This is a genomic window from Blastococcus sp. PRF04-17 (assembly GCF_023016265.1).
In the GTDB taxonomy this organism is placed as follows: Bacteria; Actinomycetota; Actinomycetes; order Mycobacteriales; family Geodermatophilaceae; genus Blastococcus_B.
Genome location: NZ_CP095412.1, coordinates 1,276,651 through 1,302,841, shown reverse-complemented (window position 1 = coordinate 1,302,841; position 26,191 = coordinate 1,276,651). Strand labels below are relative to the sequence as shown.

The window sequence follows — 26,191 nt, the reverse complement described above, 5'->3', positions numbered from 1 at the left end:
CTGGATCGTCGCTGTGTGGCCGCTCGGTGCGCGGTTCAGTCGCCCGGCCAGGCGCCGGTCAGCTGCTTGAAGCCCCGGGCGCCGGCCCGGTCGATCGCGGCCTTGGTGGCGGCGAAGATCGCGCCCTGGAGTGCGGCGGCGAGCACGACCTCCTTCATCGAGTACTCGCTCTGCAGGGCACTCGGGGCGTCGTCCTCGTTGGAGACGGCCTTCCAGACCTGCTTGAAGAGGATCCCGGACAGGGTTCCGGCCAGGATGCCGGCGACCAGGCCGACGGGCCGGTAGGCGAGCTTGGCGCCCTTGCTCTTCTTCTTGGATTCCTTGCTCAACGCTTCCTCCTCGATGCGGCTCGACGACGCACGACCACCAGACCTAACACCAGTGCCACCAGGGTCAGGGCTCCGCCGATCGCCAGCGGCGGGCTCTCCCGGTAGGTCTCGACGGCGGTGTCGCGCGCCCGGTAGGCGCTCTCCTTGGCCCGCGCCGGGACGTCGAGCCGGGCGCTGAGCTCGTCGACGGTCCGGCCCAGCTGCTCGCGGGTGGCCTCGATCTCGGCCTTGATCGCCTCCGGGTCGTTGGCGTGGGCCGCGGTCACCGGGACAGCACCTGCTTGACCGTGGCGATGTCGGCCTGGACGCCTGCGATGGCCTGCGTCGGCACCGGCGGGGAGGCCTGGGCGACGTCCTTCCTGCCGATCAGGGCCAGGACGCCGGCGATCGTGAACAGGACGACCGCGACGACGAGGGCGGCCAGCCAGGCGGGCAGGACGGCGGCCAGCCCGAGCACGGCGGCGCTGATCAGCACCGCCAGTCCGAAGAACGCCATCAGCCCCGCGCCGCCGAACAGGCCGGCGCCGACGCCGAGCCTCTTGGCCTTCTGGGTCACCTCAGCCTGCGCGAGGCGGGCCTCGCTGCGGACGAGCGTGCTGATCTGCTCGGTGAGCTTGCCGATCAGCTCGCCGGTCGAGACATCGGCGGGGTCGCGGGGGAGCTCGGCGCGCGTGGCGCCGGGCGGGGGTGCGGCTGTCATCGGTCCTCCGGTAGCGGTCGGTGGGGGACCATGCCCGCGCGGGGGCGCGGGTAATCCGCCGGACCGGTCACACCAGGTCCTGCTCCGGTCACTAGCCTGCCCGCATGAGCTGGACCTGGCGTCTCGAGGACCCCTCCGGAGCGACCGTCGACCCGGCCACCGTGGGCGTGGACGTGCCGCCGGCCGACAACCAGGGCGACGCCGAGTCGTGGCTGGGCGAGAACTGGCGCGAGCTGCACGAGCGGGGCGTCGCCGCAGTGACGCTGTTCGACGGGCACGAGAAGGTCTACGGCCCCATGGGCCTGGCGGCGAACTAGCTAGCTCGCCGCCAGGCCAGGGCCCGTCCCGAGGCTCGCCCTGAGCATGCGAAGGGTGAGGAGGACGGGGTCTTTCATCAGCCGCGGGCGGTCTTGGCGGGGTCCCGCTCGACGACGTCGCCGAGGACCTCGTCGATCCGCTTCAGGACGTCGTCGTCGAGCTTGACGCCGGCGGCCGCGACGTTGTCGTGCACCTGCTCGGGACGCGAGGCCCCGATGATCGCCGCCGCCACGTTCGGGTTCTGCAGCACCCAGGCGACCGCGAGCTGCGCCATCGACAGGCCGAGGTCGTCGGCGATCGGTCGCAGGTCCTGCACGCGGGTGAGGATGTCCTCGCGCATGAAGCCCTGCATCGACTGCCCGACCTCCGCGTGCCCGGCGCGGGTGTCGGCCGGCGGCTGCTCGCCCGGCCGGTACTTGCCGGTGAGCACTCCCTGGGCCAGCGGTGACCACACGATCTGCGACAGCCCCTCCTGCTCGGACGTCGGCACGACCTCGGCCTCGATGACCCGCCAGAGCATCGAGTACTGCGGCTGGTTGCTGATCAGCTGGATGTCGAGGTCGCGGGCCAGCGCGGCGCCGGCGGCGATCTCCTCGGCGTTCCACTCGCTGACGCCGATGTAGAGCACCTTGCCCGCCCGCACGAGGTCGGCGAAGGCGGTCATCGTCTCCTCGAGGGGGACCGTCGTGTCGTAGCGGTGCGCCTGGTACAGGTCGACGTAGTCGGTCTGCAGCCGCTCGAGCGAGGCGTGGCAGCTCTCGATGATGTGCTTGCGGGACAGGCCGCGGTCGTTCGGGCCCTTGCCGGTGGGCCAGTAGACCTTGGTGAACAGCTCGTAGGACGAGCGGCGCTCGCCCTGGAGGGCCCGGCCCAGCACGGACTCGGCGCGGGTGCCGGCGTAGACGTCGGCGGTGTCGAAGGTCGTGATGCCGACGTCGAGGGCGGCGCGCACGCAGGCATGCGCGGCGTCCTCCTCGACCTGGCCACCATGGGTGAGCCAGTTGCCGTAGGCGATCTCGGAGATGTTCAGGCCGGAGCGGCCGAGGCGTCTGAATTCCACGTACCGCGACGTTAGGCGTGCCCGGTCGAGCCCGCTCCTCGGCGGCCCCCGGTGACGATCGTCGTCCCGTCGTCGACGAGGCGGGCGCCGTGCGCGGCCAGGCGGGCCTCCAGCGCGTGACGGGGCGGGTTGTGGTGGCCGAGGTGCACCGCCACCACGTCGGTCTGCCCGGTGACCGCGCCGACTCCGCGCAGGCGGTCCAGCTCGCGCGGGAAGGACGCGAGGTCCAGGTGCCGGGTGCCGTGGTCGACGACGTCGCCGAACGTCTCCTCCATGAGCACCAGGTCGTAGGCCGCCCCGTGCGCCGCCGCGAGGGTCGGCTCCGGGAGCGGGCCGGTGTCGGTCGCGTACAGCAGCCGGCCGCCGTCCGGACCGGTGACGTCGTAGAGCACGGTCGGCACCTCGTGGTCGCCGTGGAGGGCGCGGACGAGATGGTCCCCGCACTGCAGGGAGCCGCCGGGGACGATCTCGACGAGGTCGACCGGGTCGTCGGGGGCCAGCCAGGGCCGGCAGGCCTCCAGCACGGGCGCCGGCCCCACGACGACGAGCTTCTCGGGGCGCCGCGCCCAGCGCCGCCACAGCAGCGAGAAGGGCGAGCAGTGGTCGGGGTGCGCATGGGTGATCAGGACGGTCCGCACCCCGGCCAGCGGGATGCCGTCCGGCGGAACCCCGGGAGCGAGGTCGAGCAGCAGGACGCCGTCGACCAGCGCCGACGTGGGGCGGCGCTGCTGCCGGTGCAGGCGCGCGTCGGCGCAGGAGGCGCACCCGCACCAGGGGTTGGGCCAGCCGTCGGCGGCTCCGGTGCCGAGGAGGGTGACCTGCACCGGCGCCGGGCTCAGACCTGGGCGCCCAGCGGGACCTCGGGCTTCGGGAACCGCCAGCGGCGGATCATGGTGGCCCGGGTGATGCCGTACCAGACCACGCCCTTGGTCCGCTGCGTCCCGTCGGGGAAGCGCTCGGCGACCGTGCGCTTGATCTTCCGGCTGAGCACGACGGAGTCGACGATCAGCAGCAGGAAGAAGCCGAACAGCAGGACGCTCGCGTAGTTGCGGACGACGAGGCTCGGGACGACGGTGCCGATCAGCGCGACGCCGGCGATGGCGAGGAAGAAGCTGCCGACGTTGCGGCGGGAGTCGACGATGTCGCGCACCAGCTTGCGCACGGGACCGCGATCGCGGGCGGGCAGGTAGGCCTCGTCGCCACGGGCCATGCCCTGGCGGGACTCAGCGCGGCGGGCGGCCTGCTGCTCGCGCATGCGCTTGTAGGCCTCCTTCCGCGTGGTGGGCGGGGGCGGCGGCGGGCCGGGACGGCGGCCCTGGGCCTCGCTGCGCTTGGGCGTGGGGCGGCCCTTGCCCGACGCCTTGACCAGCTGATCCGTCAGGTCGGCGGAGGCGTCCGGGGTCGGGACGCCGGTCGTCTCGGCGCGGTCACGGCGGCCGGGCAGGCGGAGCTTCACAGGTTCGGAGTCTACGTGTGTGGGGAAGGAGACCCGGGAACTCGCCGTCAGCGCCGTACAGTGGAACAACAGACCGCTACCGCGGTGTTGGGTCGTTGCGGGACGTGCCGCAGCGGGCACCCAGGGATGTGGGAGGACAGAACATGTCGGTGCAGGACACGACCGACGCCGCGACCGGCGTCATCCTCAGCGAGCCGGCGGCGGCCAAGGTCAAGGCGCTGCTGGACCAGGAGGGTCGCGACGACCTGCGGCTGCGCATCGCGGTCCAGCCCGGCGGCTGCTCCGGCCTGCGCTACCAGCTCTTCTTCGACGAGCGCTACCTCGACGGTGACCAGACCTACGAGTACGGCGGCGTCGAGGTCATCGTCGACCGCATGAGCGGCCCCTACCTCGGCGGCGCGGTCATCGACTTCGTCGACACCATCGAGAAGCAGGGCTTCACGATCGACAACCCGAACGCCGGCAACTCCTGCGCGTGCGGCGACAGCTTCAGCTGATCCCCGCCAGACCTCGCACAGCGCCCGGCTCCCCATGGGGCCGGGCGTTGTCGTGTCCGGGGCGGCTCGTCGTTGATCATCGGCGAATGGCGGTCGACACGCCGGACGGCCCCCGCCACCTGCCGATGGTCAACAGTGAGGCGATCCCCAGCGACGTGCGTCAGAGGCGGACCGGGTAGACGGTCTCCGGGATCTCCGGCCTGATCCGGTCCTCGACGAAGATGCCGTGCCAGATCATGAACACCAGGACCGTCCAGAGCTGGCGGGCGGTGCGCTTGGCGCCGACCGTCGCCGGGTCCGCGCCGGGCAGCGTCGCCAGCAGCCGGCGCAGCACGTCGCGATCCAGCCACTCGTCGGTCTGGCTGTCGTCGATCACCTGCTGCGCCCACTCGTGCAGCTGCCCGCCGAGGAACTCGGCCGTCGGCACCGGGAAGCCGAGCTTGCGCCGGTTCATGATCCTCGGCGGGACGATCTGCTCCATGGCCCGGCGCAGCGCGTACTTGGTCGCGTCGCTGCGGCGGGGCACCCGCATCTCCAACGGCAGGGTGCTGGCCAGCTTGAAGACCTCGGTGTCGAGGAACGGCACCCGCAGCTCCAGCGAGTTGGCCATCGTCATCTTGTCGGCCTTGACGAGGATGTCGCCGCGCAGCCAGGTGAACAGGTCGACGTACTGCATGGCCGTCACGTCGTCGTAGCCGGCCTCGCGGGTGCGCCGGTAGAGCTCCTCGGTCACCTGCACGTGCGACAGGTCCGGGTCGTGACCGCGCAGCAGGGTCGCCAGCTCGTCGTCCCGCATGTTGCGCGCGTTGCCGTAGTAGCGCTGCTCCAGCGGGGTCGAGGCCCGGCGCAGGAGGTCCTGGCCGCGCACGCCCTCCGGCACCAGGCGCGACAGTGCGCCCAGGGCACGGCGCCCGGCCGGCGGCAGCTTGGCCGCCCACCCGAGGCTGATCGGCTCGCGGTAGATGGTGTAGCCGCCGAAGAGCTCGTCGGCGCCCTCGCCGGAGAGCACCACCTTGACGTGCTTGCGGGCCTCGCGGGCGACGAAGTACAGCGGCACCAGGGCCGGGTCGGCGACCGGGTCGTCGAGGTACCAGACGACCAGCGGGATCGCCTCGGCGAACTCCTGCGCGGTCACCTCCACCGGCACGTGCCGCACGCCGAGGATCGCGGCGGACTCCGCGGCGATCTCGATCTCCGACTGCGCCTGCCGCTGGAAGCCGACGGTGAAGGTCATCAGGTCGCTGTTGTAGCGGTGCGCCAGCGCGGCGATCGCCGTGGAGTCGATACCGCTGGAGAGGAACGAGCCGACGGTCACGTCGGCGCGCATGTGCACGCGCACCGAGTCGTCGAGGACGTCGGCGATCCGGTCGTAGAGCGCCTGCTCCTCGTCCTTCGCCACCGGCTCGATGGGGAACGTCGGGTGGAAGTAGCGCTTGGTGTGCAGCTCGCCGTCGACCACGGTGAAGCTGGTGCCGCTCTCGATCCGGCGGATGCCGCTGTGCAGCGTCGCCGGCTCGGGTACGTACTGCAGGGTCAGGTAGTGCTGCAGGGAGGCGGCGTCGACGCCGCCGGCGGCCTTGCTGCCACCGAGCAGCTCCAGCAGCGCCTTCTTCTCCGAGGAGAACGCCAGCGCGCCGTCGGCCAGCCGGGTGGTGAACAGCGGCTTGATGCCGAACGGGTCGCGGGCGCCGAAGACGGTGTCGGTCTGCGTGTCCCAGATCAGGAACGCGAACATGCCCCGCAGCCGGTCGACCACCGCCTCGCCCCAGACGTGGTAGCCGGCGACGATCGCCTCGGTGTCACCCTCGGTCGCGAAGGTCGCGCCCAGGGCGGCCAGCTCGGCGCGCAGCTCGAGGTAGTTGTAGATCTCGCCGTTGAAGACGATCCGGTAACGGCCGTCGGCGTAGGGCATCGGCTGATGGCTGTGCTCAATGTCGATGAACGACAGCCGGTTGAAGCCGAAGACGGCCCGGTCGTCCCACCAGGCCTCGTTCTCGTCGGGCCCGCGGTGGCGCATGCAGTGCTGGGCCGCGCGCACCGCCGTCACCGTGGCGTCGTCCACCCGGTCGGCGTCGGTCGAGAAGTAGGCGAGCAGGCCACACATCAGGGCGGAGTCCTCGGGTGGGGAGAAGGGGCGGTCGGGCGGAGGTCACACGCGCTGGCCGGCAGCCATCTTCCGGGTGGCCGCACGCTCGGCGACGAAGGACAGGAAGGGGACCGTGCCGGCCAGGATCGTGAGCACCGAACCCTTCAGCGTCCACTTCGCCCGCAGGGCGAGGTCGACCGCGGCGAGGAAGAAGAGGAAGTACAACCAGCCGTGCGCCGTCCCCAGGACCGTGACCGGCTCCGGGACGTCGGCGAAGTACTTCAGCGGCATGGCGACGACGAACAGCAGGACCAGCAGGACGCCGACGACGTTGGCCATGACGCGGTAGCGCTGCAGCGCCGCGGCGATGGCCTGCTCCGAGTCCCGGGCAGGCGCGGTCCGGTCAGCGGCCATCGGAGGCGCTCCGCTGGCCGAGGGCCTTCTCGTTGAGCTCGGCGAGGTAGGCGTTGTAGGCGGCCAGCTCGGGGTCTCCTGACGTGTCGATGCGCGGGCGCTGGTACAGGACGACGGCCGTGCCGGGCTCGTCCTCGTCGGGGTGGCGGTGGAGCTCGATGCGGGCCATGCGCAGGTAGAACCACAGCCCCATGCATCCGTAGAGCGGCCACTGCAGGGCGTAGCTCCAGTTCACCGCGCCGCCCCCTGCCTCGGCCTTCGACAGCTGCCAGAAGCCCAGGAAGAACGTGGCGACGAACAGCGCCGCCACCAGCAGATGCAGCAACAGCCACTTGGGGGTCAGCAGCCGGGAGAACACGCTCCTGACTGTAACCGTCGGCCGCGGGAGCCCGGTCCGGCCTGCGACCCGCCGGTCCGGCGTCTCCGGTGGTCGGCCGCCGAGCGGAGTCGGCTAGTCTCGCCCCACACTGGCTTCGGCAGTGTGATCGGCATGCACGCCGTCCGCCACGACGGCGGACGACACCGCTGGGAGGACCGTCCGGGACACCGGACGGAGGACGAGGAGGCAGCGAGCAGTGGCTCGAGGCAGCAGGCTCGCGCGGCTGGCCGCGCTCGGTCTCCTGGGGGCACTCACCCTCACCGGATGCCAGATGCCGAACAACGAGTTCTGGCGCTTTGGCTGGCCGGAGGGCATCACCGACCGCTCGGAGGCCATGCGCGAGCTGTGGACCGGCTCGGTCATCGCCGCGCTCGTCGTCGGCTTCGCGGTGTGGGCACTGATCCTGTACTCCGTCGTCGCGCACCGGAAGCGCAGCGACGAGCTGCCGAAGCAGACGGCTTACAACCTGCCGCTGGAGATCGTCTACACGATCGTGCCGTTCCTGATCATCGCCGGCCTGTTCTTCTACACCGTGGTCGTGCAGAACCGGGTCATGGAGCGCAGCGACGAGCCCGACGAGACGGTCGCGGTCAACGCGTTCAAGTGGAACTGGCAGTTCGTCTACCCGGGCACCGCGGACGAGGACGGCGAGCCGGTGAACACGGTCGGCACGAGCAACGAGATCCCGATCCTCGTGCTGCCCACCGAGCGCACCATCCGCTTCGAGGTCGCCTCCGCCGACGTCATCCACTCGTTCTGGGTGCCGGAGTTCCTCTTCAAGCTCGACGTCATCCCGGGCAACGAGAACGGCCGCGACAACGTGTTCGAGGTGACCGTCCAGGAGGAGGGTGCCTACGTCGGGCGCTGCGCCGAGCTGTGCGGCACGTACCACGCGTACATGAACTTCGAGGTCCGTGCGGTGTCCGGCGACGACTACGACGCCTACATCGAGGCCCGCGAGTCCGGCCTGAACACCTACGAGGCGCTCGAGGAGATCGGTCAGCCGGGCCTCTCCTCGTCGACGGCGCCGTTCGAGTACCTGCAGGGCAAGAACACCGACCAGCAGTCCGCCGGTGGCTGAGCGCCCCCGGGTGTGCTCCGGGGTGCGTCCGGGGTCCGCCGTCCTGCTCCTGATCGACCCGAGGAACGAGGAGGTCCGGCCGTGAAGGTCGAGGCGCTCATCTTCAACATCGTCGCGGTGTTCTGCTTCGTGGCCGCCGCCGTGTACGGTCTGTGGGCACGCGAGCCCATCGGCACCACCGCGCTGACGCTCTCCGGCGGGCTGACCATCCTGATCGGCGGGTTCTTCTGGTTCATCTCCCGGCGGATCGACGCCCGGCCGGAGGACCGCAAGGACGCCGACATCGCCGACGGAGCGGGGGAGCTCGGGTTCTTCAGCCCGGGCAGCTACTGGCCGTTCGGCCTGGCCCTGTCGGCGGCGCTCATGGGCCTGGCGCTGGCCTTCTTCTACTCCTGGCTGATCCTCATCGCCACTGCCGCGCTGCTGATCACCGTCGGCGGTCTGCTCTTCGAGTACTACGTGGGGCAGAACGCCACGCAGAGCTGACCCGGAACCGTTCCGAGGGCCCTTCCCGCTGAGCGCGGGAGGGGCCCTCGGTCGTTCTCGGGGGCTGGCGCAGAGGGTGGGGTGAGTCACCGCCCCGCCGGTGCCGTGTGTGGCACGGTGGTGGCGGGTCCGGCCCTGGACCCCCGGACGAGCACGCCGTACCCGGACAGCGACAAGACGGCGTTCCGGGAGCAACCGTGTACTGGCTCGTCCTCGTCCTCTCCGGCGTCCTCGAAGCCGTCTGGGCCACCGCCCTCGGCCGGAGCCAGGGGTTCACCCGCCTGGCGCCGACCGTCGTGTTCGGCGTGGCGATGGCCGCCAGCATGGCCGGCCTCGCCTACGCGATGCGCGGACTGCCCATCGGCACCGCCTACGCCGGCTGGGTGGGCATCGGCGCCGTCCTGACCGCGGGGTACGCCATGTGGGCGGGGGAGGAACCGGTCACCGTCGTCCGCGTTCTCCTGCTGGCCGGCATCGTGGGCTGCGTGATCGGCCTGAAGCTCACGCACTGATCGGGCAGATGCCGCGAACCGGAGCCTGCGCACCGCCGACGGTGCCCACGAACGCCGCAGGGCCCCGGTGGCAGTCCACCGGGGCCCTGCGGGGCGGCCTTCGTTCAGTCGCGCGGCTCCTGCGGCCGCCCTCCCTCGGACGGCCGGCCGCCCTCGGAGGGCCGACCCGACGACGAGAGCTCACGATCGGACTCATGGGCAGCGAGCCCACGACCGCCTTCGTCGCGCTGCTCCAGCTCGACCGCGGACGGCTCCTCGATCGGCTTGAAGAACCCGCGGATGGCCCGCCGCGCCCCACCGATCTGGTTCATCCGCTTCGGCACCGGAGCGCCGCCGTAGGCCAGCGATCCGTGGCCGTGCTCGTCGACCGGGCCCAGCGGCTGGTGGACCTCGATGAACTCGCCGTGGGGCAGGCGCCGGATCACACCGGTCTCGAGGCCGTGGTCCAGCACCTCGCGGTCGTGCTGCTGGAGGCCGAGGCAGATCCGGTAGGTGATCACGTAGACGATCGGCGGCAGGATGATCAGACCGATCCGGCCGACCCATGTCATGGCGTTCAGGCTGATGTTGAACTTGTCGGCGAAGACGTCGTTGCCACCCGAGATCAGCAGCACCAGGTAGAAGACGATCGCCATCGCACCCAGCGACGTGCGCACCGGAACGTCGCGGGGACGCTGCAGCAGGTGGTGGGACGCGGTGTCGCCGGTGAGCTTGCGCTCGATCATCGGGTAGAGCGCCATCACCGTGAAGAGGATGCCGGGCAGGACGAGCGTCGGCCAGAACAATGCCGGGATGGTGTAGTCACCGGGCAGGTTGATGTCCCACGCGGGGAACAGGCGCGTCGAGCCGTCGAGGAACATCACGTACCAGTCGGGCTGCGACGCCGCGGAGACCTGGGCCGGGTTGTACGGCCCCCAGAGCCAGACCGGGTTGATCTGGACCAGCCCGCCCAGGGCCGCGCAGACACCGAAGACCACGAAGATCAGGCCGGTGGCCTTGGCCGCGAACACGGGGAACAGGCGGTTGCCCACCACGTTGTGCTCGGTGCGGCCGGCGCCCGGGAACTGGGTGTGCTTCTGCTTGACCAGGATGAGCAGGTGCAGCGCGATCAGGGCCAGCAGGATCGCCGGGATCAGCAGCACGTGGACGATGTAGAAGCGGCCGATGATCTGTTCGCCGACGAAGTCGCCGTTGAAGACCGCCCAGTGGGCCCAGGTGCCGATCACGGGAATGCTCAGGATGATCGCGCTGATGATGCGCAGGCCGGTGCCCGAGAGCAGGTCGTCGGGCAGCGTGTAGCCGGTGGCACCCTCGAGGATCGCCAGGACCAGGAGACCGACACCGATCAGCCAGTTGGTCTCCCGCGGCCGGCGGAACGCGCCGGTGAAGAAGATCCGCATCAGGTGGACGATGATCGAGGCGACGAACAGCAGCGCCGCCCAGTGGTGCAGCTGGCGCATGAAGAGGCCGCCGCGGACGTCGAACGACAGCGCCAGCGTCGAGTCGTAGGCGGCTGACATCTCCACGCCGCGCAGCGGCGCGTAGGAGCCCTCGTAGACCACCTCGCGCATCGAGGCGTCGAAGAAGAACGTCAGGTAGGTGCCCGACAGCAGCAGGATGAGGAACGAGTAGAGCGCGATCTCCCCGAGCAGGAACGACCAGTGGTCGGGGTAGACCTTGTTCATCGTCCGCCGCAGCCACGGGGCGATGATCATGCGGTCGTCGACCTCGAGGGCGGCCTTGCCGAGCTTCGTCGTCGGAACACCCGGAGCGACGGGGGCTGTGCTGCGAGCCATCAGATGCGCTCCCGGTTCCAGTAGGTGGGGCCTACCGCCTCAATGTAGTCGCTGCGTGCGACGAAGAATCCCTCGTCGTCGACACCGATGGGCAGCTGCGGAAGAGCCCGCGTGGCAGGGCCGAACACGGGTTTCGCGCCCTGGGTGACGTCGAACATCGACTGGTGACACGGACACAGGATGCGGCTGGTCTCCTGCTCGTAGAGCGAGACCGGGCAGCCGGCGTGCGTGCAGATCTTCGAGTACGCCACGTACTCGCCGTAGGCGAAGTCCGCGTGGCCCTCCCGGGGCCGCAGGTTGTCCACCTGAGAGGGGCGGAGCCGGATCAGCATCGTCGCCGCGTCGGCCTGCCGGTTGCCGCCGGGAACGGCCGGGAAGACCGTCTCGAGGGAACCCGGCTCCTGGTCGCCGGGACGGATCGGCGTGCCGTTGTCGCGCACCAGGCGAACGCCCTCGGCCCAGCTGGTGGTGCCGAGGGGGTTGCCCTTGTTGGGGTTCTTGATCAGGCCACCCAGCGGCATGATCAGCATGAGGCCGACGCCGCCACCCATCAGCAGCAGCGAGCGGGTGATCAGCTTGCGACGCGCCAGCCCGCTGTTGTGCCAGCCGCCGACCAGCGTCGCCCCGGCCGTGACGCGGTCGAAGTGCGAGCCGTCGTGCTTGTCCTGGACCGCGGTCTCGTGCGGCAGCAGCTTCTTGGTGAACAGCACCAGGCCGACACCGACACACAGCAGCGACAGGCCCATGAACAGGCCCAGCATCGGCGTGAAGAACGCGCTCCATCCGCCCTCGGTGACGTCCCAGTGCCAGTCCGGCAGGAACCACCCGGAACCGACGTAGACCACCACGAAGAGGAACGCGAACAGCCCGGCGAGGGCGAACACGGTGCCGACCTGGCGGACCGCGCGCTTCTCCATGATCGAGCCGGGCTCCGGTCCCGGATCGACGTGCAGGATCTCCACGCCGTCGTAGCGGGCGCCCAGCCGGTCGAGGTCCTGCCGGCTCATCGCAGCGAGCTGCTCGGGGGTGTAGTCGTCGTCCGGACCGCCGTACAGCGGTCCGGGGACGTCCGCGCCCCCGGTCGAGCCGGGCCGCATGTCGCGCGTGCTCACGCCTTGCTCCCCATCCAGAAGATGCCGAACATCAGGGCGCCGATGCCGACGACCCAGATCACCAGACCCTCGGCCACCGGGCCCGTGCGGCCGACGCCGGCGCCTCCCGGGTCGGCCTGACCCTGGATGGTCTGGATGTAGTTGATGATGGAGCGCTTCTCCTCAGGGGTCAGCTGGTTGTCGCCGAAGACCGGCATGTTCTGAGGACCGCTCAGCATCGCGGTGTAGATCTCGAGGTCGGTGGCGTCGGCCAGGGACGGCGCGTACTTGCCCGAGCTGAGGGCGCCGCCCTGACCGACGAAGTTGTGGCACGAGGCGCAGTTGAGGCGGAACAGCTCGCCGCCCTCGGCGAGGTCACCGTCGCGGAGGTCGCCCGACGGCAGGGTCGGGCCGCCGCCGTTGGCCTGGACGTAGGCCATCAGCTGGTCGATCTCCTCGTCGGAGAACACCGCCGGCTTGTCGGGGGCCTGCGCCTCCTGGCGCACCATCGGCATGCGGCCGGTGTGCACCTGGAAGTACACGGCAGCTTCGCCGACGCCGATGAGCGAGGGCCCCCGGTTCGGCACGCCCTGGAGGTTCTCGCCGTGGCAGGTGATGCAGCTGCGCTCGTACAGCTCCCGACCGGCCGCCTCGGCGGCCGACTCCGACCTGTCGTCGGCCGCATGGGCGGGCGCGAACATCGAGTAGAGGACACCGGTGAGGACCAGGGCGGTCATCAGGCCGGCGACGTTGGCCAGGCGGCGGCGGTGCTTGGAACGGCGCCGGGCGCGGGCCCGGCGGGCCGGGTTGCCGTCGTCAGCGAGCACGGCCTCGGACTGCGGATTCGTGGAGGACACCGGTTCCCTAGCGGATCAGGTAGATCGTGGCGAACAGCCCGATCCACACGACGTCGACGAAGTGCCAGTAGTAGGAGACCACGATGGCCGAGGTCGCCTGGGCAGGCGTGAAACGGCCCATGGTGGACCGGATGAGGAGGTAGACGAAGGCGATCAGTCCGCCGATGACGTGCAACCCGTGGAAGCCGGTCGTGATGTAGAAGACCGAGCCGTACGTGGACGACGAGATCGTCGTCCCCTCCTCGACCAGCATCACGTACTCGTAGCCCTGGCCGATCACGAAGATCAGGCCCATCACGAACGTGATGGTGAACCACCGGCGCAGGCCGTAGACGTTGCCCTGCTCCGCGGCGAACACGCCGAACTGGCAGGTGATCGACGACGCCACCAGGATGATGGTGATGGTCAGCGCGTAGGGCAGGTTCAGGTGCGTCGGCTCCGGGGGCCACCCCTCGGTGGCCCGGGCTCGCGCGGTGAAGTACATGGCGAACAGGCCGGCGAAGAACATCAGCTCGCTCGAGAGCCAGATGATCGTGCCGACGCTGACCATGTTCGGTCGGGTCAGGGAGTGCACCCGTGAGGTGTCGAAGGTGCTGCTCGCGACGGGGGCCGTTGTCACGAGGGTCATCATGGCATCGGCAGGGGGCCGGGACGACCGCGGGTGCGACGGGCGTGGCGGCAAAGTGATCAGCTCTTTACCCGGTGCCCGCGGTTGCCGGGGAAACGGGCGGGTCAGCTACTAGGCTCCGGCGCGTGAGTGCCGCCGCCGACAACCCCCTCCCCGCCACCGTGCTGGTCTACAGCCATCGATCGCAGGTGCGGGACGCCGTGCGCACGGCCGTCGGCCGGCGCCCTGCCGCGGACGTCGGTCCGCTGACCTGGCTCGAGTGCGTGACCGGCGACGAGGTCATCGCGGCGGTCGACCGGGGCGGGGTCGATCTGTGCATCCTCGACGGCGAGGCGCAGCCCATGGGCGGGCTCGCCGTCGCCCGGCAGCTCGAGATGGAGGTCGCCGACCGGCCGGCCGTCTGCGTGCTGATCGCGCGGCAACCCGACCGATGGCTGGCGCACTGGTCGCGGGCCGAGGCCACGCTCCCGCTACCGGTCGACCCGCTGACCGCGCCCGCCGTGGTGGCCGACCTGCTGCGCGAGCACGTGTACCGCCCCGTCCACCGCCGGTGACCCGCCCGACCGTCGGGCGGACCACCTGGCCGGCGCTGCTCAACCGGCTCCTCGCCCGAGAGGACCTCTCCGCCGCCGACGCGGCGTGGGCGATGCGCGAGGTGATGACCGGCGAGGCCACCCCGGTCCAGGTCGCCGCCTTCGCCGTCGCGCTCCGCGCCAAGGGCGAGTCCGCGGAGGAGGTCACCGGGCTGGCCGCCGAGATGCTGGCGCAGGCCACCCCGGTCGCCATCGACGTCGACTGCGTCGACATCGTGGGCACCGGCGGCGACGGCGCCCACACGGTGAACATCTCGACGATGGCCGCCGTGGTCACCGCGGGGGCAGGGGTGCCGGTGGCCAAGCACGGCAACCGCGCGGCGTCGTCGTCCTCGGGTGCGGCCGACGTGCTGGAGGCGCTCGGCGTGGCCATCGACCTGCCGGCCCCCGCCGTCGCGCGCTGCGTCCGCGAGGCAGGGATCGGGTTCTTCTTCGCGCCGGTGTTCCACCCCGGCATGCGGCACGCGGCCGTGCCCCGTCGGGAGATGGGCATCGGCACCGTCTTCAACTTCCTCGGGCCGCTGACCAATCCGGCGCGGCCCGTGGCGGCGGCGGTCGGGTGCGCCGACCCGCGGATGGCCCCCGTGATGGCCGACGTGCTCGCCGCCCGAGGCGGCCGGGCCCTCGTCTTCCGGGGGGACGACGGCCTCGACGAGCTGACGACCGCGACGACGTCCTCGGTGTGGATCGTCCGGGACGGCGAGGTGACCCCCGACCGGCTGGACCCGGAGGCGCTGGGCATCGCGCCATCGGCACCCGACGCCCTGCGCGGCGGTTCACCCTCGGTGAACGCCGGGGTGTTCCGGCGGCTGCTGGCGGGGGAGAAGGGCCCGGTGCGGGACGCGGTGGTGCTCAACGCGGGTGCGGCGCTGGCGGCCTTCGACGTGCGGGCGGCGCGGCTGCACGACGCCGTCGCCGCGGGCATGGAGCGGGCATCGGCCGCGATCGACGACGGCCGCGCCGCGGCGCTGCTGGACCGGTGGGTCGCCGTCAGCCGCGCCGCGCAGAGCTAGTCGGCAGTCTCGAAGCCGATCGCGAACGCGGCCTCCAGGTCGTGCTTCGAATACGCGCGGAACGCGATGTGCGTCTCGGTCTCGAGCACGCCGGGCACCTTGTTGATCCGCCCGGCGATGACCTCGGCCACCTGGTCGAACTCGCGCACCCGGACGATGGCGATCAGGTCCACCTCGCCGGCCGTGGAGTAGACCTCGCTGACCCCCTCGAGGTCGGCGATCGCCGCCGCGACCTCCGGGATCGCGTCGGTGGCCGCGTCGATCATGACGATGGCGGTGATCACGCCGGCGATGCTATCGGGGCGCCGGGCCGCACGCCCGCCCCCGCGGAGACGCGCTCCGGCCGGGTCCGCGTGCCCAGCGAGCGGCCGTCGGCGAACGGGTCGCGCCCGGAGCGGCCGCTCTCGACGCGGTCGAGGAACCGGGTGAAGGGCCCGGTGCCCGGCGCCGGGCAGGCGAGGGTGCCGGTGAGCTCGACGAGCCGGGTGCCGGGCTTCTCCATCCAGCGCAGCACCAGTTCGGTCTCGTCGACCGACGTGGCGTGCTCGTCGTCGGGGCCGGGCAGGGTCTCGGCGGTCGCCAGCAGGCCGGGCAGCCTGCCGCGCACCGACGTCCCCACCGGTGCGGTGCCGGCGGCGACCAGCCGGCCCTCGCGCACCACCGACAGATGCCAGCCGCCCGACCCGTCCGGGCGGGCGATGACGAGCTCGAGGACGGCGGCAAGCGACTCCAGCCGTTGACGGCGGCGCACGGCCCGGACGAGGACGGCGACGCGGTCGCGGAGCACCGCGGCGTCCTCGTAGCGCTCCTCGGCGGCGAGCCGATCCACCCGCGCGAGCAGCGGAGCGACCAGGTCACGCGCGTCCTGGTGCACCGCCGCCCGGAAGACCGCCGCGATCGACGCGTACTCGTCGACCGATTGCGCGCCCGTGCACGGCGCGCCGCAGCGGCCCATGCCGGCCAGTGCGCACGCCGCGCCCGACGGGGCGCGGACCGGGATGCGGCTCGTGCACTGGCGCAGGGGGAGCGACTCGTGGACCGCGGCCATCGCGGCGTCGGCGGCGCGACGGTCGGGGAACGGGCCCAGGAAGACACCGGCTCCCGGCCGCACGCGGCGGACCACCGACAGCCGCGGGAACGGCTCGTCGGTCAGCCGCAGCCACAGCGCGCGCTCGGGGTAGCGCGACCGGCGGTTGTACCGGGGCTTGTGCCGGGCGATGAGCCGCAGCTCCCGCACGGCGGCCTCGAGGTCGTGGGCGCAGGAGATGGCGTCGACGCGCTGGGCCAGCGCGACCATCTCGGTGATCCGGCTGCGCTGCTCGCCGGAGGAGAAGTAGCTGCGCACCCGGCTGCGCAGGTCGTTGGACGTGCCTACGTACAGCGGCTCGTCACGGGGGCCGCGGAAGAGGTAGACCCCCGGCCCGCGGGGCACGCCGTCGGCGAGGTGGCGCTTGCGCAGCCGCTCGGGGTCGACCTGCCGGGTCAGGCCGGTGAGCTCCTCCAGCGTCGTGATGCCGAGCGGGCCGAGGCGCTCGAACAGGCCGTGGAGGACGTCGACGGTGGCCTTCGCGTCGTCGAGCGCACGGTGGGTGGGCGACGTGGTCGCCGAGAAGTACGGGGCCAGCGTGGCCAGCTTGCAATTGGGTACCTCGTCGCGGCTGAGCAGCCGGCGGGCGAGCACGGCCGTGTCGACCGAGGCTGCCGGGGGCCAGGTGACGCCGTTCTGGGCGCACGCCGCCTTGAGGAAGCCGAGGTCGAACGGTGCGTTGTGCGCCACCAGCACCGCACCCCGCGCGAACTCCAGGAACGCCGGGAGCACGGTGCCGATGCGCGGAGCCGTGGCCACCATCATCGACGTGATGCCGGTCAGGACGCTGATGTAGGGCGGGATCTCGCAGCCCGGGTCGACGAGGGTCTGGAACTCGCCCAGGACCTCGCCGCCCCGCACCTTCACGGCGCCGATCTCGGTGATGGCGCTGTCCTTGGGGGAGCCGCCTGTCGTCTCGAGGTCGACCACGACGAAGGTGACGTCGAGGAGCGGCGTCCCAAGTTCCTCGATGGACACCTGCTCGTACCGCTGTGCGGAGGGACGCGGCAGCACGCGGGAGGACGGCACGGGACGGACGGTAGGGCGGGGTAATGACACTCTTGTGATTGCCGCGCCGGTCACGCCCGCATCACGAATGGTCGCCCGGGCGGGGGAACGGGCCGCCTCACCTGGCGGCGGCGGGTCGATCAGGACACCATTCCCCCTGGTGGGGGACGCCGTCGTGCTGGCGAACCCGGAACGCAGAGGTGGTCGATGTTCGCGCGCTCCCGGTGGCGCACCAGCGGCTGGACGGCGAGGCGCGTGGTCGGCGCTGCCGCGGTGGTCGCTCTCTCGACGGTCGCCGTGGCCGGCCCCGCCGCGGCCGCGCCCAGTGACCAGCCCGGGGGGACCACCGCCGTCCTCGACAGTCGGGCCCTCGACCGGCTCCAGCAGCGCGCCGCCGAGGTGCAGGCCGGTCTGCGGGAGCAGGAGGCCGAGGTCGCCGCGGCGCGGGAGGAGCTGGCCCAGGCCGAGCAGGCCGTCGCCGAGGCCGAGTCGGTCCTGGCCCACGCCGAGGGCGAGCTGGCCGGCCACCAGGAGGTCGTCGCCGGGTACGCGCGGGCCGTCTACCGCGACGGCGGGGCGCTGACGCCGCTGACCCTGCTCCTCTCCGGGGGCGATCCGGGCGACGTCCTCTCGGCCATGGGGTTCCTCGAGGTCGTCGACGCGCACGCGGCCGAGATGATCGGTGCGGCCGAGAAGCTGCGGCGGGCGGCCCTGGACGAGCAGCAGCGGGCCGCCGCCGCCCTGGGGAAGGCACGGGAACGGGCCGACGTCGTCGCCGCACGCGTGGCCGAACTCGAGGCGGCGGCCGCGGCGGTGACCGACGAGCTGGGCGCCGCTCTCGACGAGGTCGACCGGCAGCTGGCGCAGCTGCAGGCCGAGCAGGTCGACGTGAACCAGAAGACGGCCGCCAACTGGCAGGCCTATCTGGAGCAGCTGACCGCCGCCGGTGTGCAGCCGCCGCCGGCTTCCGCGCTGCTCGACCCGGCGTCGGGCATCCCGCCCGGTCTCGTGCCCGTGGGAGCCAGCAGCGGGGCGGCGCAGGCGGGTGCCGCCCAGCTGCCGCGGCAGCCCACCTCGCTGCTCGTGCTGCCCGCCGAGACGCTGTCGGCGGTCACCGCCGCGATGGACGCCCTCGGACTTCCCTACGCGCCCGGCACCGCCGGTCCGGAGTCGTGGGACTGTGGCTCGCTGGTCTCCACCGTCTACGGGCGGGCCGGTATCGCGCTCCCGGCGACGCAGGCGGAGCTGTTCGCGACGGCGACGCCCGTGGCCCCTCCCGACGTGCTGCCCGGGGACCTCGTCTTCCTCGGCACGCCGGAGTCGGGTCTGGGCCACGTCGGCATCGCCCTGGACCCGCAGACGATGCTCGCCGCCGACGCGCGCGCCGGTGCCGTCGTCGTCCGCACCCTCCCGGCCGATCAGGTGCTCGGCATCGGCCGGCCCAGCCTCGGCCAGCGGGCGCCGGTGGCCGTGCCCGGTCCCACCGGCGGAGCCCTGAAGGTCGAGTGCGGCAACACCGTCTATCCGCCGAGCTACGACGGCGCGCGCGCCTGGGGCGGCTATCCCAACGGGCTCATCCCGCCGAGCGCGATGTGCCCCTTGGGTGCCGGATCGCACGTGCTGCGCTGCGACGCCGCGGCCGCCTACCGCGCCATGTCGGCGGCGTTCGCCTCCGCGTTCGGCACCCCCATCTGCATCACCGACTCCTACCGCACGTACGCGAGCCAGGTCGACCTCTACGGTCGCAAGCCGGCCCTGGCCGCGGTGCCGGGCACCAGCAACCACGGTTGGGGCCTGGCCGTCGACCTCTGCGGTGGCATCGAGCGCTTCGGCACTCCCCAGTACAACTGGATGAAGGCGAACGCCGGCCGCTTCGGCTACCTGCACCCCGACTGGGCCGAGCCCGGCAACGGCCGCGAGGAGCCGTGGCACTGGGAGTACGCCGGCACCTGAGCCGGAAATTGTCGGTGGCGCCTCCTACCGTGCGCAGCAACTCACGGAGGAGAGAGACCATGCTGATCGACTGCGACACCTGCACCGCCCGGGGCGCCGGCTGCGCCGACTGCGTCGTCACCGTGCTGCTCGGTGCTCCGCCGGGCTGGCAGAACACCGACCCGGTCGTCGTCCCGATGACGGCCCGCGCCCCTGGCGTCGAGGGTCCAGGCGAGGGGCCGGCCACGGCCGATCGGCTCGCCGCGGAGGACGTCGTCCTCCCGCCGCCAGGGGTCGTCGTCGAGTTCGACGACATCGAGCGCCGGGCCGTCCGCGCCCTGGCCGACGTGGGACTGGTACCACCGCTGCGACACCGGGAGGGACGACACCGGGAGGGACGACACCGGGAGGGACGACACCGGGAGGGCGCCGCAGAGCGCCCCGGAGGGAGCTGTCGGACCGGCTGAGGACGGCGGACGGACCGGTCCGGGTCACATCACACCTTCCGTGGCGCGACCGCATGACCAGCGGTGACGCACCTGATCGGGATCTTCGTCACACCAGTCGCAGGACGTTCCATTTGTCACGGGAACATCACGGCCGTAGGGTCGTCGCCGTCCGACCGGGTGGTCGCCGCCCGCAAAGGGGTGGCCTCGGCCGGGCACCGCCGAATCATCTGACGGCGTCGTGCGTCCGCGCGCACGTCCGACGGTGAACCGGGGACCCACCGCAGTCCTGGGGTGAGTTCCCCTGCAGGGCCGGCTCGCCGGTGAGCAGGGGATAGGGCCAGTCTTCCCAGCCCGAACCCGTCAGCTAACTCGGTAGGCGGTTGCAGAGGAAGAAACGGAGAGCCGCCGCTCGTGGCGACCCCACACGCCGTACTGCCGCACGCCCTGGAACAGCAGGACCGCCCCTCCCCGGCCCACCGGACGCGCCCCGGCCACCTCGGCTGGCTCCGCTCCGGTCTCCTCCTGGGAGCCACCGCAGCCCTCACCCTCACCGTTCTTCCCGGCACCGCCGGCGCGGACCCCGGTGAGGCCACCACGCCGGCGCAGGCCGCCGCGATGGTTGCCGAGGCCGACCACGAACTCGAAGTGGTCACCGAGGAGCTCAACGAGGCCAAGGTTGTCCTCGAACGCCAGCAGGCCGCCGTCCAGAGCGCCCAGCGCGCCGCCGCCGAGGCTCAGGCCCAGCTCGACGCCCTCGACGGCCAGATCCGCCAGCTCGCCCGGTCCGCGTACACCAGCGAGGGGCTGTCCCACCTCGACGTGATCCTGACCAGTGAGTCGGCCGACGACCTGCTGCACCAGATGAGCACGCTCGACGCGATCGCCGGGCACACCAGCGACGCGATCACCGAGGTGGCGCTCGCCGCCGACGAAGCCGAGTCGGCGCAGGAAGCCGCCGACGCCGCGGTGGCCGAGGCCCAGCAGCAGATCGAGGCGATCGAGGTCAAGCAGGAGGACCTCGAGGCGAAGATCGCCGACTACAAGCGCCAGTACGCCGCGCTGACCGCTCCGCAGCGGGAGGTCGTGGCCGCCGCCCACGGCGGCACCCAGGCCCAGGCCGTGCCGACCGGCGTGGTGGCGCCCAGCGGCGCCGCCCAGGTCGCGGTCGACACGGCGCTGGCTCAGGTCGGTGACGCCTACGTGTGGGGCGCCGGCGGTCCGGACGCCTTCGACTGCTCGGGCCTCACGCAGTACGCCTACTCCGCGGCCGGCGTCAGCCTGCCGCACTCCAGCCGGAGCCAGTCGACGATGGGCACCCCGGTGTCGGTCTCGGAGTTGCAGCCGGGTGACCTGCTCTTCTACTACAGCCCGACCAGTCACGTCGCGATGTACGTCGGCAACGGCAAGATGGTGCACGCGTCGACGTCGAGCAAGCCGGTCATGGTCGTCGACTTCAACTCGATGAGCGGGTTCACCCACGCCCGCCGCATCGCCGGCTGATCCACGGGTGGCCTCGAGGGCCGGTGATCCCGCTCCGGGATCACCGGCCCTCGCCGTCCTCATAGGATCGCTCCGTGAGCCGGGCGGGGAGGACCAAGGCCCGGGCTCCGCTCCTCGCGGCGATCGTGCTCGGTCTGGCCTTCGTGCTCGTCGTCGTCCTCCGCACGCCGTGGGACGTGCTCCCGGAACCGCCCGGTGGCGGGAGCCCGGTCGATCCGACCGGCGGGCTCGCTCCCGAGGACGTCGAGCGGGCGGAGTCCCTCGCCGCCGCATTGCGCCCCGCCTCGTTGATCTCCCTGGCGCTGAGTCTCACCGCTTCGGGTGTCCTCGCGCTGACGCCGCTCGGCGCGCGGCTCGTGCAGTTCGTGGGACGCCCGTTCGGCGGGCGCCGGACGGCACAGGTGTTGCTCGGTACGGCGGCGCTCGTCGTGGTGGGCCGACTGGTCACCCTGCCGTTCTCGGCCTACGGCGAGATGATCCGGCACCGGTTCGGGCTGTCGACCCGCAGCTGGGGGTTGTGGGTGCGCGACGTGCTCGTGTCCACCGGCATCAGCGCACTGCTCACCGCCGTGGCAGTGATGTCGTTCCTGTGGCTCATCCGCCGTGCGCCGCGCACCTGGTGGGCGTGGTCGGCCGCGACAGCGGCGGCCTTCGTCGTGGTCGGGTCCTTCCTGTACCCGCTGGTCATCGAGCCGGCGTTCAACCGTTTCGAGTCGCTGCCGGCGGGCCAGCTGCGCACCGACCTGCTCGACCTGGCCGAGGAGAACGGCACGCCGGTCGAGGACGTGCTGGTGTCCGACGCCTCCCGGCGCACGACCGCGCTGAACGCCTACGTCTCCGGCTTCGGCTCCACGCGCCGGATCGTCGTCTACGACACCGTGATCGAGCGGCTCCCCGACGACCAGATCGAGTCGATCGTCGCCCACGAACTCGGGCACGTGGCGACCGACGACGTGCTGACCGGCACGCTGATGGGAGCGATCGGCGCCGCGGCCGGAGTCTCGGCCCTGTGCTGGGTGCTCGGGTCGTCGCGCATGCTGCGGCGCGCGGGGGTCGAGTCGCCCGCCGACCCGCGGGTGATCCCCCTGGTGCTGTTCCTCGCCGCCGTGGGCACCCTGCTCTCCACACCGGCGCAGAACCTGGTGTCGCGGCACGTCGAGGCGCGGGCCGACGTCCGCGCACTCGACCTCACCGCAGACCCCGACGCCTTCATCGGCATGCAGCGGAGCCTGGCCGCGACCAACCTGTCCGACCCGGACCCCCCGGCCGCGTGGCACTGGTTCTTCGGCTCCCACCCCACCGTCTCGCAGCGGGTGACGATGGCCCGCGACTGGCAGCGGCTGGCCGGACCGTGACCCGGACACTGGTCGTCACCAACGACTTCCCGCCACGCCAGGGCGGCATCCAGACCTTCGTCGCCGCGCTGCTCGAGCGCCGGCCTGCCGGGTCCGTCGTCGTCCTGGCGTCCGACTCGCCCGGGTCCGCCGAGTACGACGCAGCGCTGCCCTATCCGGTGCTCCGCCGGCCGACCGGCATGCTGCTGCCGACCCGGGCCACCACCGGGGCCGCAGTCGATCTCGCGCGCCGCCACGGGTGCGACAGCGCCTTCTTCGGTGCCGCCGCGCCGCTGGGGCTGATCGCGCCCGCGCTGCGGTCAGCCGGTGTACGGCACGTCGTGGGGGCCACCCACGGGCACGAGACGGGCTGGGTCGCCCTCCCCTTGTCGCGGCAGCTCATGCAGCGCATCGCCGGCGGTCTCGACGTCCTCACCTACATCAGCCAGTACACCCACGAGCGACTGGCCCCTGCGCTGGGCGGGCGCACGCGGCTCGCCCAGCTCTCTCCGGGGGTGGACGTCGACCGGTTCACCCCCCAGGCGGACGGTGCCGCCGTCCGGCGGGCGTACGGACTCGGCGAGGGGCCGGTGGTCGTCTGCGTCTCGCGCCTGGTGGCGCGCAAGGGGCAGGACGTGCTGGTCGCCGGCTGGCCGAACGTGGTGGCCCGGCATCCGGAGGCCCGCCTCCTGCTCGTCGGAGGCGGGCCCGGCGAGGCGTCGCTGCGCCGGGCGGTGACCGCCCGGCGGCTGGACGGGTCGGTCGTGTTCGCCGGTCCGGTGGCCCCCGCCGACCTGCCCGCCTTCTACGCGGCGGGCGACGTCTTCGCGATGCCGTGCCGGACCCGTCGCGGAGGGCTCGACGTCGAGGGCCTGGGCATGGTCTTCCTGGAGGCGGCGGCCTGCGGCGTCCCCGTGGTGGCGGGGACGTCGGGCGGTGCGCCCGAGGCAGTGCTCGACGGCATCACCGGACACGTCGTCGACCCACGGTCGCCCGCGGTCGTGGCCGACACCATCGCCGGCCTGCTGGCCGACCCCGGCCGGGCGCACGCGATGGGCAAGGCCGGTCGTTCCTGGGTGGAGGAACGCTGGTCGTGGACGACGATCGCCGGCACCTTCGCCTCGCTGCTCGAACAGCACTGAGCCCCGCCCCGCACGACGGCGGGACGGGGCTCGGCGGCGGTTCCTAGCGTGCGTAGAGGCCCTCGACCTCCGCGTCGAACTCCTTCATCACGACGGAGCGCTTGAGCTTCAAGCTCGGGGTGAGCATTCCGTTGTCCTCGGTGAAGTCGGTGCCGAGGATCTTGAACTTCTTGATCGCCTCGGCGTTCGAGACCGCCTTGTTGGCCTCCTTGACCGCGGCCTCGATCTCGGCGAACAGCTCCGGGTCCTCGCGCACCTGGTCGGCCTTCTGGTCGGCCGGCTTGCCCTTCGACTCGAGCCACTGGGGCAGCGCCTCCTCGTCGAGGGTCACCAGGGCGGCGATGAACGGCCGCTGGTCGCCGACGACGATGCACTGGCTGACCAGCCGGTGGGCCCGGAGGCGGTCCTCGAGCACGGCCGGGGCGACGTTCTTCCCGCCCGCGGTCACCAGGATCTCCTTCTTGCGCCCGGTGATCTTGAGGAAGCCGTCGCCGTCGAGCTCCCCGAGGTCGCCGGTGTGGAAGAAGCCCTCGGAGTCGATGGCCTCCTTGGTCGCCTCCTCGTTCCGCCAGTAGCCCCGCATGACGATGCCGCCACGGATGAGCACCTCGCCGTCGTCGGCGATCCGGAAGTCCACGCCGGGCAGGGGGCGGCCGACGGTGCCGATGCGCAGGGCCTCGTCGTGGTTCACCGAGGCGGCGGCGGTGGTCTCGGTCAGGCCGTAGCCCTCGTACACGGTGACGCCGATGCCGCGGAAGAAGTGACCGAGCCGCTCGCCCAGCGGGGCACCGCCGGAGATGGCGCCGAGGCACCGGCCGCCGAGGGCGGCACGGAGCTTGCCGTAGACGAGCTTGTCGAACAGGGCGTGCTGGGCGCGCAGCGCGAGGCCCGCGCCGCCGGTGTCCTGGGCGCGCGACCAGTCGATGGCCACCTGCGCGGCCTTGTCGAAGATCTTGCCCTTGCCGTCGCCCTCCGCCTTGGCCTTGGCGGAGTTGAAGACCTTCTCGAACACGCGCGGAACGGCGAGCACGAAGGTCGGCTTGAAGGCGCCGAGGTCGTCGACCAGGTTCTTCACGTCCGGCGTGTGGCCCACCACGGTGCGCGTCTTGACCGCGCCGACGTGGATGACGCGGGCCAGGACGTGCGCCATCGGGATGAAGAGCAGGAGCGAGCCCTCGACGTTGAGGAACCGGCCGAGCAGGCTCATCCCGTTGCCGATCTCGAACAGGAAGTTGCGGTGCGTGAGCTCGCAGCCCTTGGGCCGGCCGGTCGTGCCGCTGGTGTAGATGAGCGTGGCCAGGCTGTCGGCGTCGAGCGTGGCGCGGCGGGCCTCGAGCTCGCTGTCGGGCACGTCCTTGCCCGCCGCGACCAACTGGTCGACGGCGCCGTCGTCGATGACGAAGACCGACTTCAGGTCGGGGGCCTGCTCGCGCACCGACTCGACGGCCGAGGCGTGCTCGTCCTTCTCGACGAGGATCGCGGTCGCGCCGGAGTCCGACAGGATCCAGGCGACCTGGTCGGCGCTGGAGGTCTCGTAGATCGGGACCGTCGCGGCTCCGGCGGTCCAGATGGCGAAGTCGATGACCGCCCACTCGTAGCGGGTCTTGGCCTGCAGGGCGACCCTGTCCCCGGCCGCCACCCCGGAGGCGATCAGGCCCTTGGCCACGCCGGCGACCTGGTCGCCGAACTCCTTCCAGGAGACGTCCTGCCACTGGCCGTTGCGCTGGACGCGGAAGCCGGTCTGGTCGCCCACCTCGGCGACATTCTTGGCGAGCAGGTCGGGGAGCGCCTCGTCGGGGCCCACCTCGATGGTCGCAGGAACGCTGAACTCGCGCACGCCTGGTCCTCTCCTCCCCGCCGCCCGCAGGCCCCGTCGCCTGCAGCCCCGGTCGGGGACATCTCCACGAATCTAGCCGTAACGCCTACTCGTGAGTAGCAGAGAGCCCGGGTATCGGCATGCTGAACAACCGGAAACGGTTAGCCTGCTGCCCATGGCCGAGCAGTCCACCCAGTCGATCACCGTCGATGCGCCCGCGGCCGACGTCATGGCGGTGATCGCCGACTTCCCCTCCTACCCGCAGTGGGTCGCCGCCGCCAAGAAGGTCGAGGTCCTCGAGGAGGGCGCGGATGGCCGGGCCCGCCGCGTGCACTTCGTCCTCGACGCCGGTGCGATCACCGACGACTACGTGCTCGACTACAGCTGGGACGGCGACCGGGCGGTGTCCTGGTCGCTGGTCTCCAGCCAGCTGATGAAGCGCCAGGACGGCTCCTACGCGTTGCGCGAGACCGACGGGCGCACCGAGGTGACCTACACGATCACCATCGACACGAAGATCCCGCTGCTGGGCATGATGAAGCGCAAGGCGGAGAAGGTCATCCTCGACACCGCGCTCAAGGAGCTCAAGAAGCGCGTCGAGGGCTGACGCGCCGGTGCGAACTCTGC

General features: G+C 71.9%; 29 protein-coding genes and 2 riboswitches. Of the genes, 13 read left to right on the top strand and 16 right to left on the bottom strand.

What is annotated here, in order from left to right:
* Positions 1 to 35 precede the first annotated feature (35 nt).
* From MVA48_RS06580 to MVA48_RS06570, 3 genes are read right to left on the bottom strand one after another with little or no spacing between them, the layout of a single operon-like run.
* Positions 36 to 329 (bottom strand): DUF4235 domain-containing protein, encoded by a 294-nt coding sequence (locus MVA48_RS06580; protein ID WP_246987052.1) that lies wholly within the window; start codon positions 327 to 329, stop codon positions 36 to 38.
* Entirely contained in the window at positions 326 to 595 is a 270-nt protein-coding gene (locus MVA48_RS06575; RefSeq protein ID WP_246987050.1) for a DUF3618 domain-containing protein, read from the bottom strand. The genes MVA48_RS06580 and MVA48_RS06575 overlap by 4 nt, the downstream gene beginning before the upstream one ends.
* Positions 592 to 1,029, bottom strand: a complete 438-nt coding sequence (locus MVA48_RS06570) for a phage holin family protein (protein ID WP_246987048.1) — start codon at positions 1,027 to 1,029, stop codon at positions 592 to 594. The genes MVA48_RS06575 and MVA48_RS06570 overlap by 4 nt, the downstream gene beginning before the upstream one ends.
* 104 nt (positions 1,030 to 1,133) lie before the next feature.
* Here MVA48_RS06570 and MVA48_RS06565 point away from each other — a divergent pair, with 104 nt between their 5' ends.
* Positions 1,134 to 1,346: a hypothetical protein gene (locus MVA48_RS06565; RefSeq protein WP_246987046.1), complete on the top strand. Its 213-nt coding sequence runs from the start codon at positions 1,134 to 1,136 to the stop codon at positions 1,344 to 1,346.
* 77 nt (positions 1,347 to 1,423) lie between these two features.
* Here MVA48_RS06565 and MVA48_RS06560 read toward each other — a convergent pair whose 3' ends face one another.
* From MVA48_RS06560 to MVA48_RS06550, 3 genes are read right to left on the bottom strand one after another with little or no spacing between them, the layout of a single operon-like run.
* Positions 1,424 to 2,407: an aldo/keto reductase family protein gene (locus MVA48_RS06560; protein ID WP_246987044.1), complete on the bottom strand. Its 984-nt coding sequence runs from the start codon at positions 2,405 to 2,407 to the stop codon at positions 1,424 to 1,426.
* An 11-nt stretch (positions 2,408 to 2,418) separates the two neighbouring features.
* Positions 2,419 to 3,231, bottom strand: coding sequence for an MBL fold metallo-hydrolase (locus MVA48_RS06555; RefSeq protein WP_246987042.1), 813 nt, complete (start codon positions 3,229 to 3,231; stop codon positions 2,419 to 2,421).
* 11 nt (positions 3,232 to 3,242) lie between these two features.
* Complete coding sequence (locus tag MVA48_RS06550; RefSeq protein WP_246987040.1) at positions 3,243 to 3,863, bottom strand: DUF3043 domain-containing protein; 621 nt, start codon at positions 3,861 to 3,863, stop codon at positions 3,243 to 3,245.
* Positions 3,864 to 4,006: 143 nt separating this feature from the next.
* Here MVA48_RS06550 and MVA48_RS06545 point away from each other — a divergent pair, with 143 nt between their 5' ends.
* On the top strand, positions 4,007 to 4,360 hold the full coding sequence (locus tag MVA48_RS06545; protein ID WP_246987038.1) for a HesB/IscA family protein: 354 nt from the start codon (positions 4,007 to 4,009) through the stop codon (positions 4,358 to 4,360).
* Positions 4,361 to 4,520: 160 nt separating this feature from the next.
* Here MVA48_RS06545 and asnB read toward each other — a convergent pair whose 3' ends face one another.
* Genes asnB through MVA48_RS06530 form a run of 3 tightly spaced genes read right to left on the bottom strand, consistent with a single transcriptional unit; the run spans position 4,521 to position 7,218 of the window.
* Positions 4,521 to 6,464 (bottom strand): asparagine synthase (glutamine-hydrolyzing), encoded by a 1,944-nt coding sequence (gene asnB / locus MVA48_RS06540; protein ID WP_246987036.1) that lies wholly within the window; start codon positions 6,462 to 6,464, stop codon positions 4,521 to 4,523.
* Positions 6,465 to 6,509: 45 nt separating this feature from the next.
* On the bottom strand, positions 6,510 to 6,860 hold the full coding sequence (locus MVA48_RS06535) for a DUF3817 domain-containing protein (protein ID WP_246987034.1): 351 nt from the start codon (positions 6,858 to 6,860) through the stop codon (positions 6,510 to 6,512).
* A complete protein-coding gene (locus MVA48_RS06530; RefSeq protein ID WP_246987032.1) occupies positions 6,850 to 7,218 on the bottom strand; it encodes a metalloprotease in 369 nt (122 codons plus the stop codon). Before MVA48_RS06530 ends, MVA48_RS06535 begins: the two co-directional genes overlap by 11 nt.
* 217 nt (positions 7,219 to 7,435) lie before the next feature.
* Here MVA48_RS06530 and ctaC point away from each other — a divergent pair, with 217 nt between their 5' ends.
* From ctaC to MVA48_RS06515, 3 genes are all read left to right on the top strand, one after another.
* Positions 7,436 to 8,320, top strand: a complete 885-nt coding sequence (ctaC, locus tag MVA48_RS06525; RefSeq protein WP_246987030.1) for an aa3-type cytochrome oxidase subunit II — start codon at positions 7,436 to 7,438, stop codon at positions 8,318 to 8,320.
* 81 nt (positions 8,321 to 8,401) lie between these two features.
* Entirely contained in the window at positions 8,402 to 8,806 is a 405-nt protein-coding gene (locus tag MVA48_RS06520; protein ID WP_246987028.1) for a cytochrome c oxidase subunit 4, read from the top strand.
* 122 nt (positions 8,807 to 8,928) lie between these two features.
* Positions 8,929 to 8,993, top strand: a riboswitch (guanidine-III (ykkC-III) riboswitch).
* A 10-nt stretch (positions 8,994 to 9,003) separates the two neighbouring features.
* Positions 9,004 to 9,318, top strand: a complete 315-nt coding sequence (locus MVA48_RS06515; protein ID WP_246987026.1) for a DMT family transporter — start codon at positions 9,004 to 9,006, stop codon at positions 9,316 to 9,318.
* A 104-nt stretch (positions 9,319 to 9,422) separates the two neighbouring features.
* Here the strand turns inward: MVA48_RS06515 and qcrB are convergent, their stop codons facing one another.
* From qcrB to ctaE, 4 genes are read right to left on the bottom strand one after another with little or no spacing between them, the layout of a single operon-like run.
* Positions 9,423 to 11,114 (bottom strand): cytochrome bc1 complex cytochrome b subunit, encoded by a 1,692-nt coding sequence (gene qcrB / locus MVA48_RS06510; RefSeq protein ID WP_305852293.1) that lies wholly within the window; start codon positions 11,112 to 11,114, stop codon positions 9,423 to 9,425.
* Positions 11,114 to 12,226 carry a cytochrome bc1 complex Rieske iron-sulfur subunit gene (gene qcrA / locus MVA48_RS06505; protein ID WP_246987024.1) on the bottom strand — a complete coding sequence of 371 codons (1,113 nt, stop codon included), beginning with the start codon at positions 12,224 to 12,226 and terminating at the stop codon, positions 11,114 to 11,116. The genes qcrB and qcrA overlap by 1 nt, the downstream gene beginning before the upstream one ends.
* Positions 12,223 to 13,032 carry a cytochrome bc1 complex diheme cytochrome c subunit gene (qcrC, locus tag MVA48_RS06500; protein WP_246987022.1) on the bottom strand — a complete coding sequence of 270 codons (810 nt, stop codon included), beginning with the start codon at positions 13,030 to 13,032 and terminating at the stop codon, positions 12,223 to 12,225. The genes qcrA and qcrC overlap by 4 nt, the downstream gene beginning before the upstream one ends.
* A gap of 37 nt (positions 13,033 to 13,069) precedes the next feature.
* Positions 13,070 to 13,690 carry an aa3-type cytochrome oxidase subunit III gene (ctaE, locus tag MVA48_RS06495; protein ID WP_371821199.1) on the bottom strand — a complete coding sequence of 207 codons (621 nt, stop codon included), beginning with the start codon at positions 13,688 to 13,690 and terminating at the stop codon, positions 13,070 to 13,072.
* Positions 13,691 to 13,815: 125 nt separating this feature from the next.
* Here ctaE and MVA48_RS06490 point away from each other — a divergent pair, with 125 nt between their 5' ends.
* Positions 13,816 to 14,244, top strand: a complete 429-nt coding sequence (locus MVA48_RS06490) for a hypothetical protein (RefSeq protein WP_246987020.1) — start codon at positions 13,816 to 13,818, stop codon at positions 14,242 to 14,244.
* Entirely contained in the window at positions 14,241 to 15,296 is a 1,056-nt protein-coding gene (gene trpD / locus MVA48_RS06485; RefSeq protein ID WP_246987018.1) for an anthranilate phosphoribosyltransferase, read from the top strand. Before MVA48_RS06490 ends, trpD begins: the two co-directional genes overlap by 4 nt.
* Here trpD and MVA48_RS06480 read toward each other — a convergent pair.
* Both MVA48_RS06480 and MVA48_RS06475 read right to left on the bottom strand, forming a co-directional pair.
* Positions 15,293 to 15,580 carry an Lrp/AsnC family transcriptional regulator gene (locus MVA48_RS06480; protein ID WP_246987015.1) on the bottom strand — a complete coding sequence of 96 codons (288 nt, stop codon included), beginning with the start codon at positions 15,578 to 15,580 and terminating at the stop codon, positions 15,293 to 15,295. The genes trpD and MVA48_RS06480 overlap by 4 nt on opposite strands.
* Positions 15,577 to 17,412: a DEDD exonuclease domain-containing protein gene (locus MVA48_RS06475; protein ID WP_246987013.1), complete on the bottom strand. Its 1,836-nt coding sequence runs from the start codon at positions 17,410 to 17,412 to the stop codon at positions 15,577 to 15,579. Before MVA48_RS06475 ends, MVA48_RS06480 begins: the two co-directional genes overlap by 4 nt.
* 186 nt (positions 17,413 to 17,598) lie before the next feature.
* Here MVA48_RS06475 and MVA48_RS06470 point away from each other — a divergent pair, with 186 nt between their 5' ends.
* The 5 genes from MVA48_RS06470 to MVA48_RS06450 all read left to right on the top strand — a co-directional run bounded on the left by MVA48_RS06470 (position 17,599) and on the right by MVA48_RS06450 (position 23,748).
* On the top strand, positions 17,599 to 19,344 hold the full coding sequence (locus MVA48_RS06470; RefSeq protein ID WP_246987011.1) for a M15 family metallopeptidase: 1,746 nt from the start codon (positions 17,599 to 17,601) through the stop codon (positions 19,342 to 19,344).
* A 59-nt stretch (positions 19,345 to 19,403) separates the two neighbouring features.
* On the top strand, positions 19,404 to 19,790 hold the full coding sequence (locus MVA48_RS06465; RefSeq protein WP_246989386.1) for a hypothetical protein: 387 nt from the start codon (positions 19,404 to 19,406) through the stop codon (positions 19,788 to 19,790).
* A 219-nt stretch (positions 19,791 to 20,009) separates the two neighbouring features.
* Positions 20,010 to 20,166: riboswitch (cyclic di-AMP (ydaO/yuaA leader) on the top strand.
* A gap of 17 nt (positions 20,167 to 20,183) precedes the next feature.
* Complete coding sequence (locus MVA48_RS06460; protein ID WP_246987009.1) at positions 20,184 to 21,272, top strand: C40 family peptidase; 1,089 nt, start codon at positions 20,184 to 20,186, stop codon at positions 21,270 to 21,272.
* A 74-nt stretch (positions 21,273 to 21,346) separates the two neighbouring features.
* Positions 21,347 to 22,627: a M48 family metallopeptidase gene (locus MVA48_RS06455; RefSeq protein ID WP_246987007.1), complete on the top strand. Its 1,281-nt coding sequence runs from the start codon at positions 21,347 to 21,349 to the stop codon at positions 22,625 to 22,627.
* Positions 22,624 to 23,748: a glycosyltransferase family 4 protein gene (locus tag MVA48_RS06450; protein WP_246987005.1), complete on the top strand. Its 1,125-nt coding sequence runs from the start codon at positions 22,624 to 22,626 to the stop codon at positions 23,746 to 23,748. Before MVA48_RS06455 ends, MVA48_RS06450 begins: the two co-directional genes overlap by 4 nt.
* Before the next feature lie 43 nt (positions 23,749 to 23,791).
* On the opposite strand, the gene MVA48_RS06445 is transcribed toward MVA48_RS06450, so the two are convergent.
* Entirely contained in the window at positions 23,792 to 25,585 is a 1,794-nt protein-coding gene (locus MVA48_RS06445; protein ID WP_246987003.1) for an AMP-dependent synthetase/ligase, read from the bottom strand.
* A gap of 154 nt (positions 25,586 to 25,739) precedes the next feature.
* Here MVA48_RS06445 and MVA48_RS06440 point away from each other — a divergent pair, with 154 nt between their 5' ends.
* On the top strand, positions 25,740 to 26,171 hold the full coding sequence (locus MVA48_RS06440) for an SRPBCC family protein (RefSeq protein ID WP_246987001.1): 432 nt from the start codon (positions 25,740 to 25,742) through the stop codon (positions 26,169 to 26,171).
* The last annotated feature ends 20 nt before the right edge of the window (positions 26,172 to 26,191 follow it).

Coding starts and splice junctions, on each gene's coding strand:
- MVA48_RS06570 (WP_246987048.1), bottom strand. CDS start 1,029: ATGACAGCCGCACCCCCGCCCGGCGCCACGCGCGCCGAGCTCCCCCGC.
- MVA48_RS06565 (WP_246987046.1), top strand. CDS start 1,134: ATGAGCTGGACCTGGCGTCTCGAGGACCCCTCCGGAGCGACCGTCGAC.
- MVA48_RS06545 (WP_246987038.1), top strand. CDS start 4,007: ATGTCGGTGCAGGACACGACCGACGCCGCGACCGGCGTCATCCTCAGC.
- asnB (WP_246987036.1), bottom strand. CDS start 6,464: ATGTGTGGCCTGCTCGCCTACTTCTCGACCGACGCCGACCGGGTGGAC.
- MVA48_RS06535 (WP_246987034.1), bottom strand. CDS start 6,860: ATGGCCGCTGACCGGACCGCGCCTGCCCGGGACTCGGAGCAGGCCATC.
- qcrB (WP_305852293.1), bottom strand. CDS start 11,114: ATGGCTCGCAGCACAGCCCCCGTCGCTCCGGGTGTTCCGACGACGAAG.
- ctaE (WP_371821199.1), bottom strand. CDS start 13,690: ATGACCCTCGTGACAACGGCCCCCGTCGCGAGCAGCACCTTCGACACC.
- MVA48_RS06470 (WP_246987011.1), top strand. CDS start 17,599: ATGTTCGCGCGCTCCCGGTGGCGCACCAGCGGCTGGACGGCGAGGCGC.
- MVA48_RS06465 (WP_246989386.1), top strand. CDS start 19,404: ATGCTGATCGACTGCGACACCTGCACCGCCCGGGGCGCCGGCTGCGCC.
- MVA48_RS06440 (WP_246987001.1), top strand. CDS start 25,740: ATGGCCGAGCAGTCCACCCAGTCGATCACCGTCGATGCGCCCGCGGCC.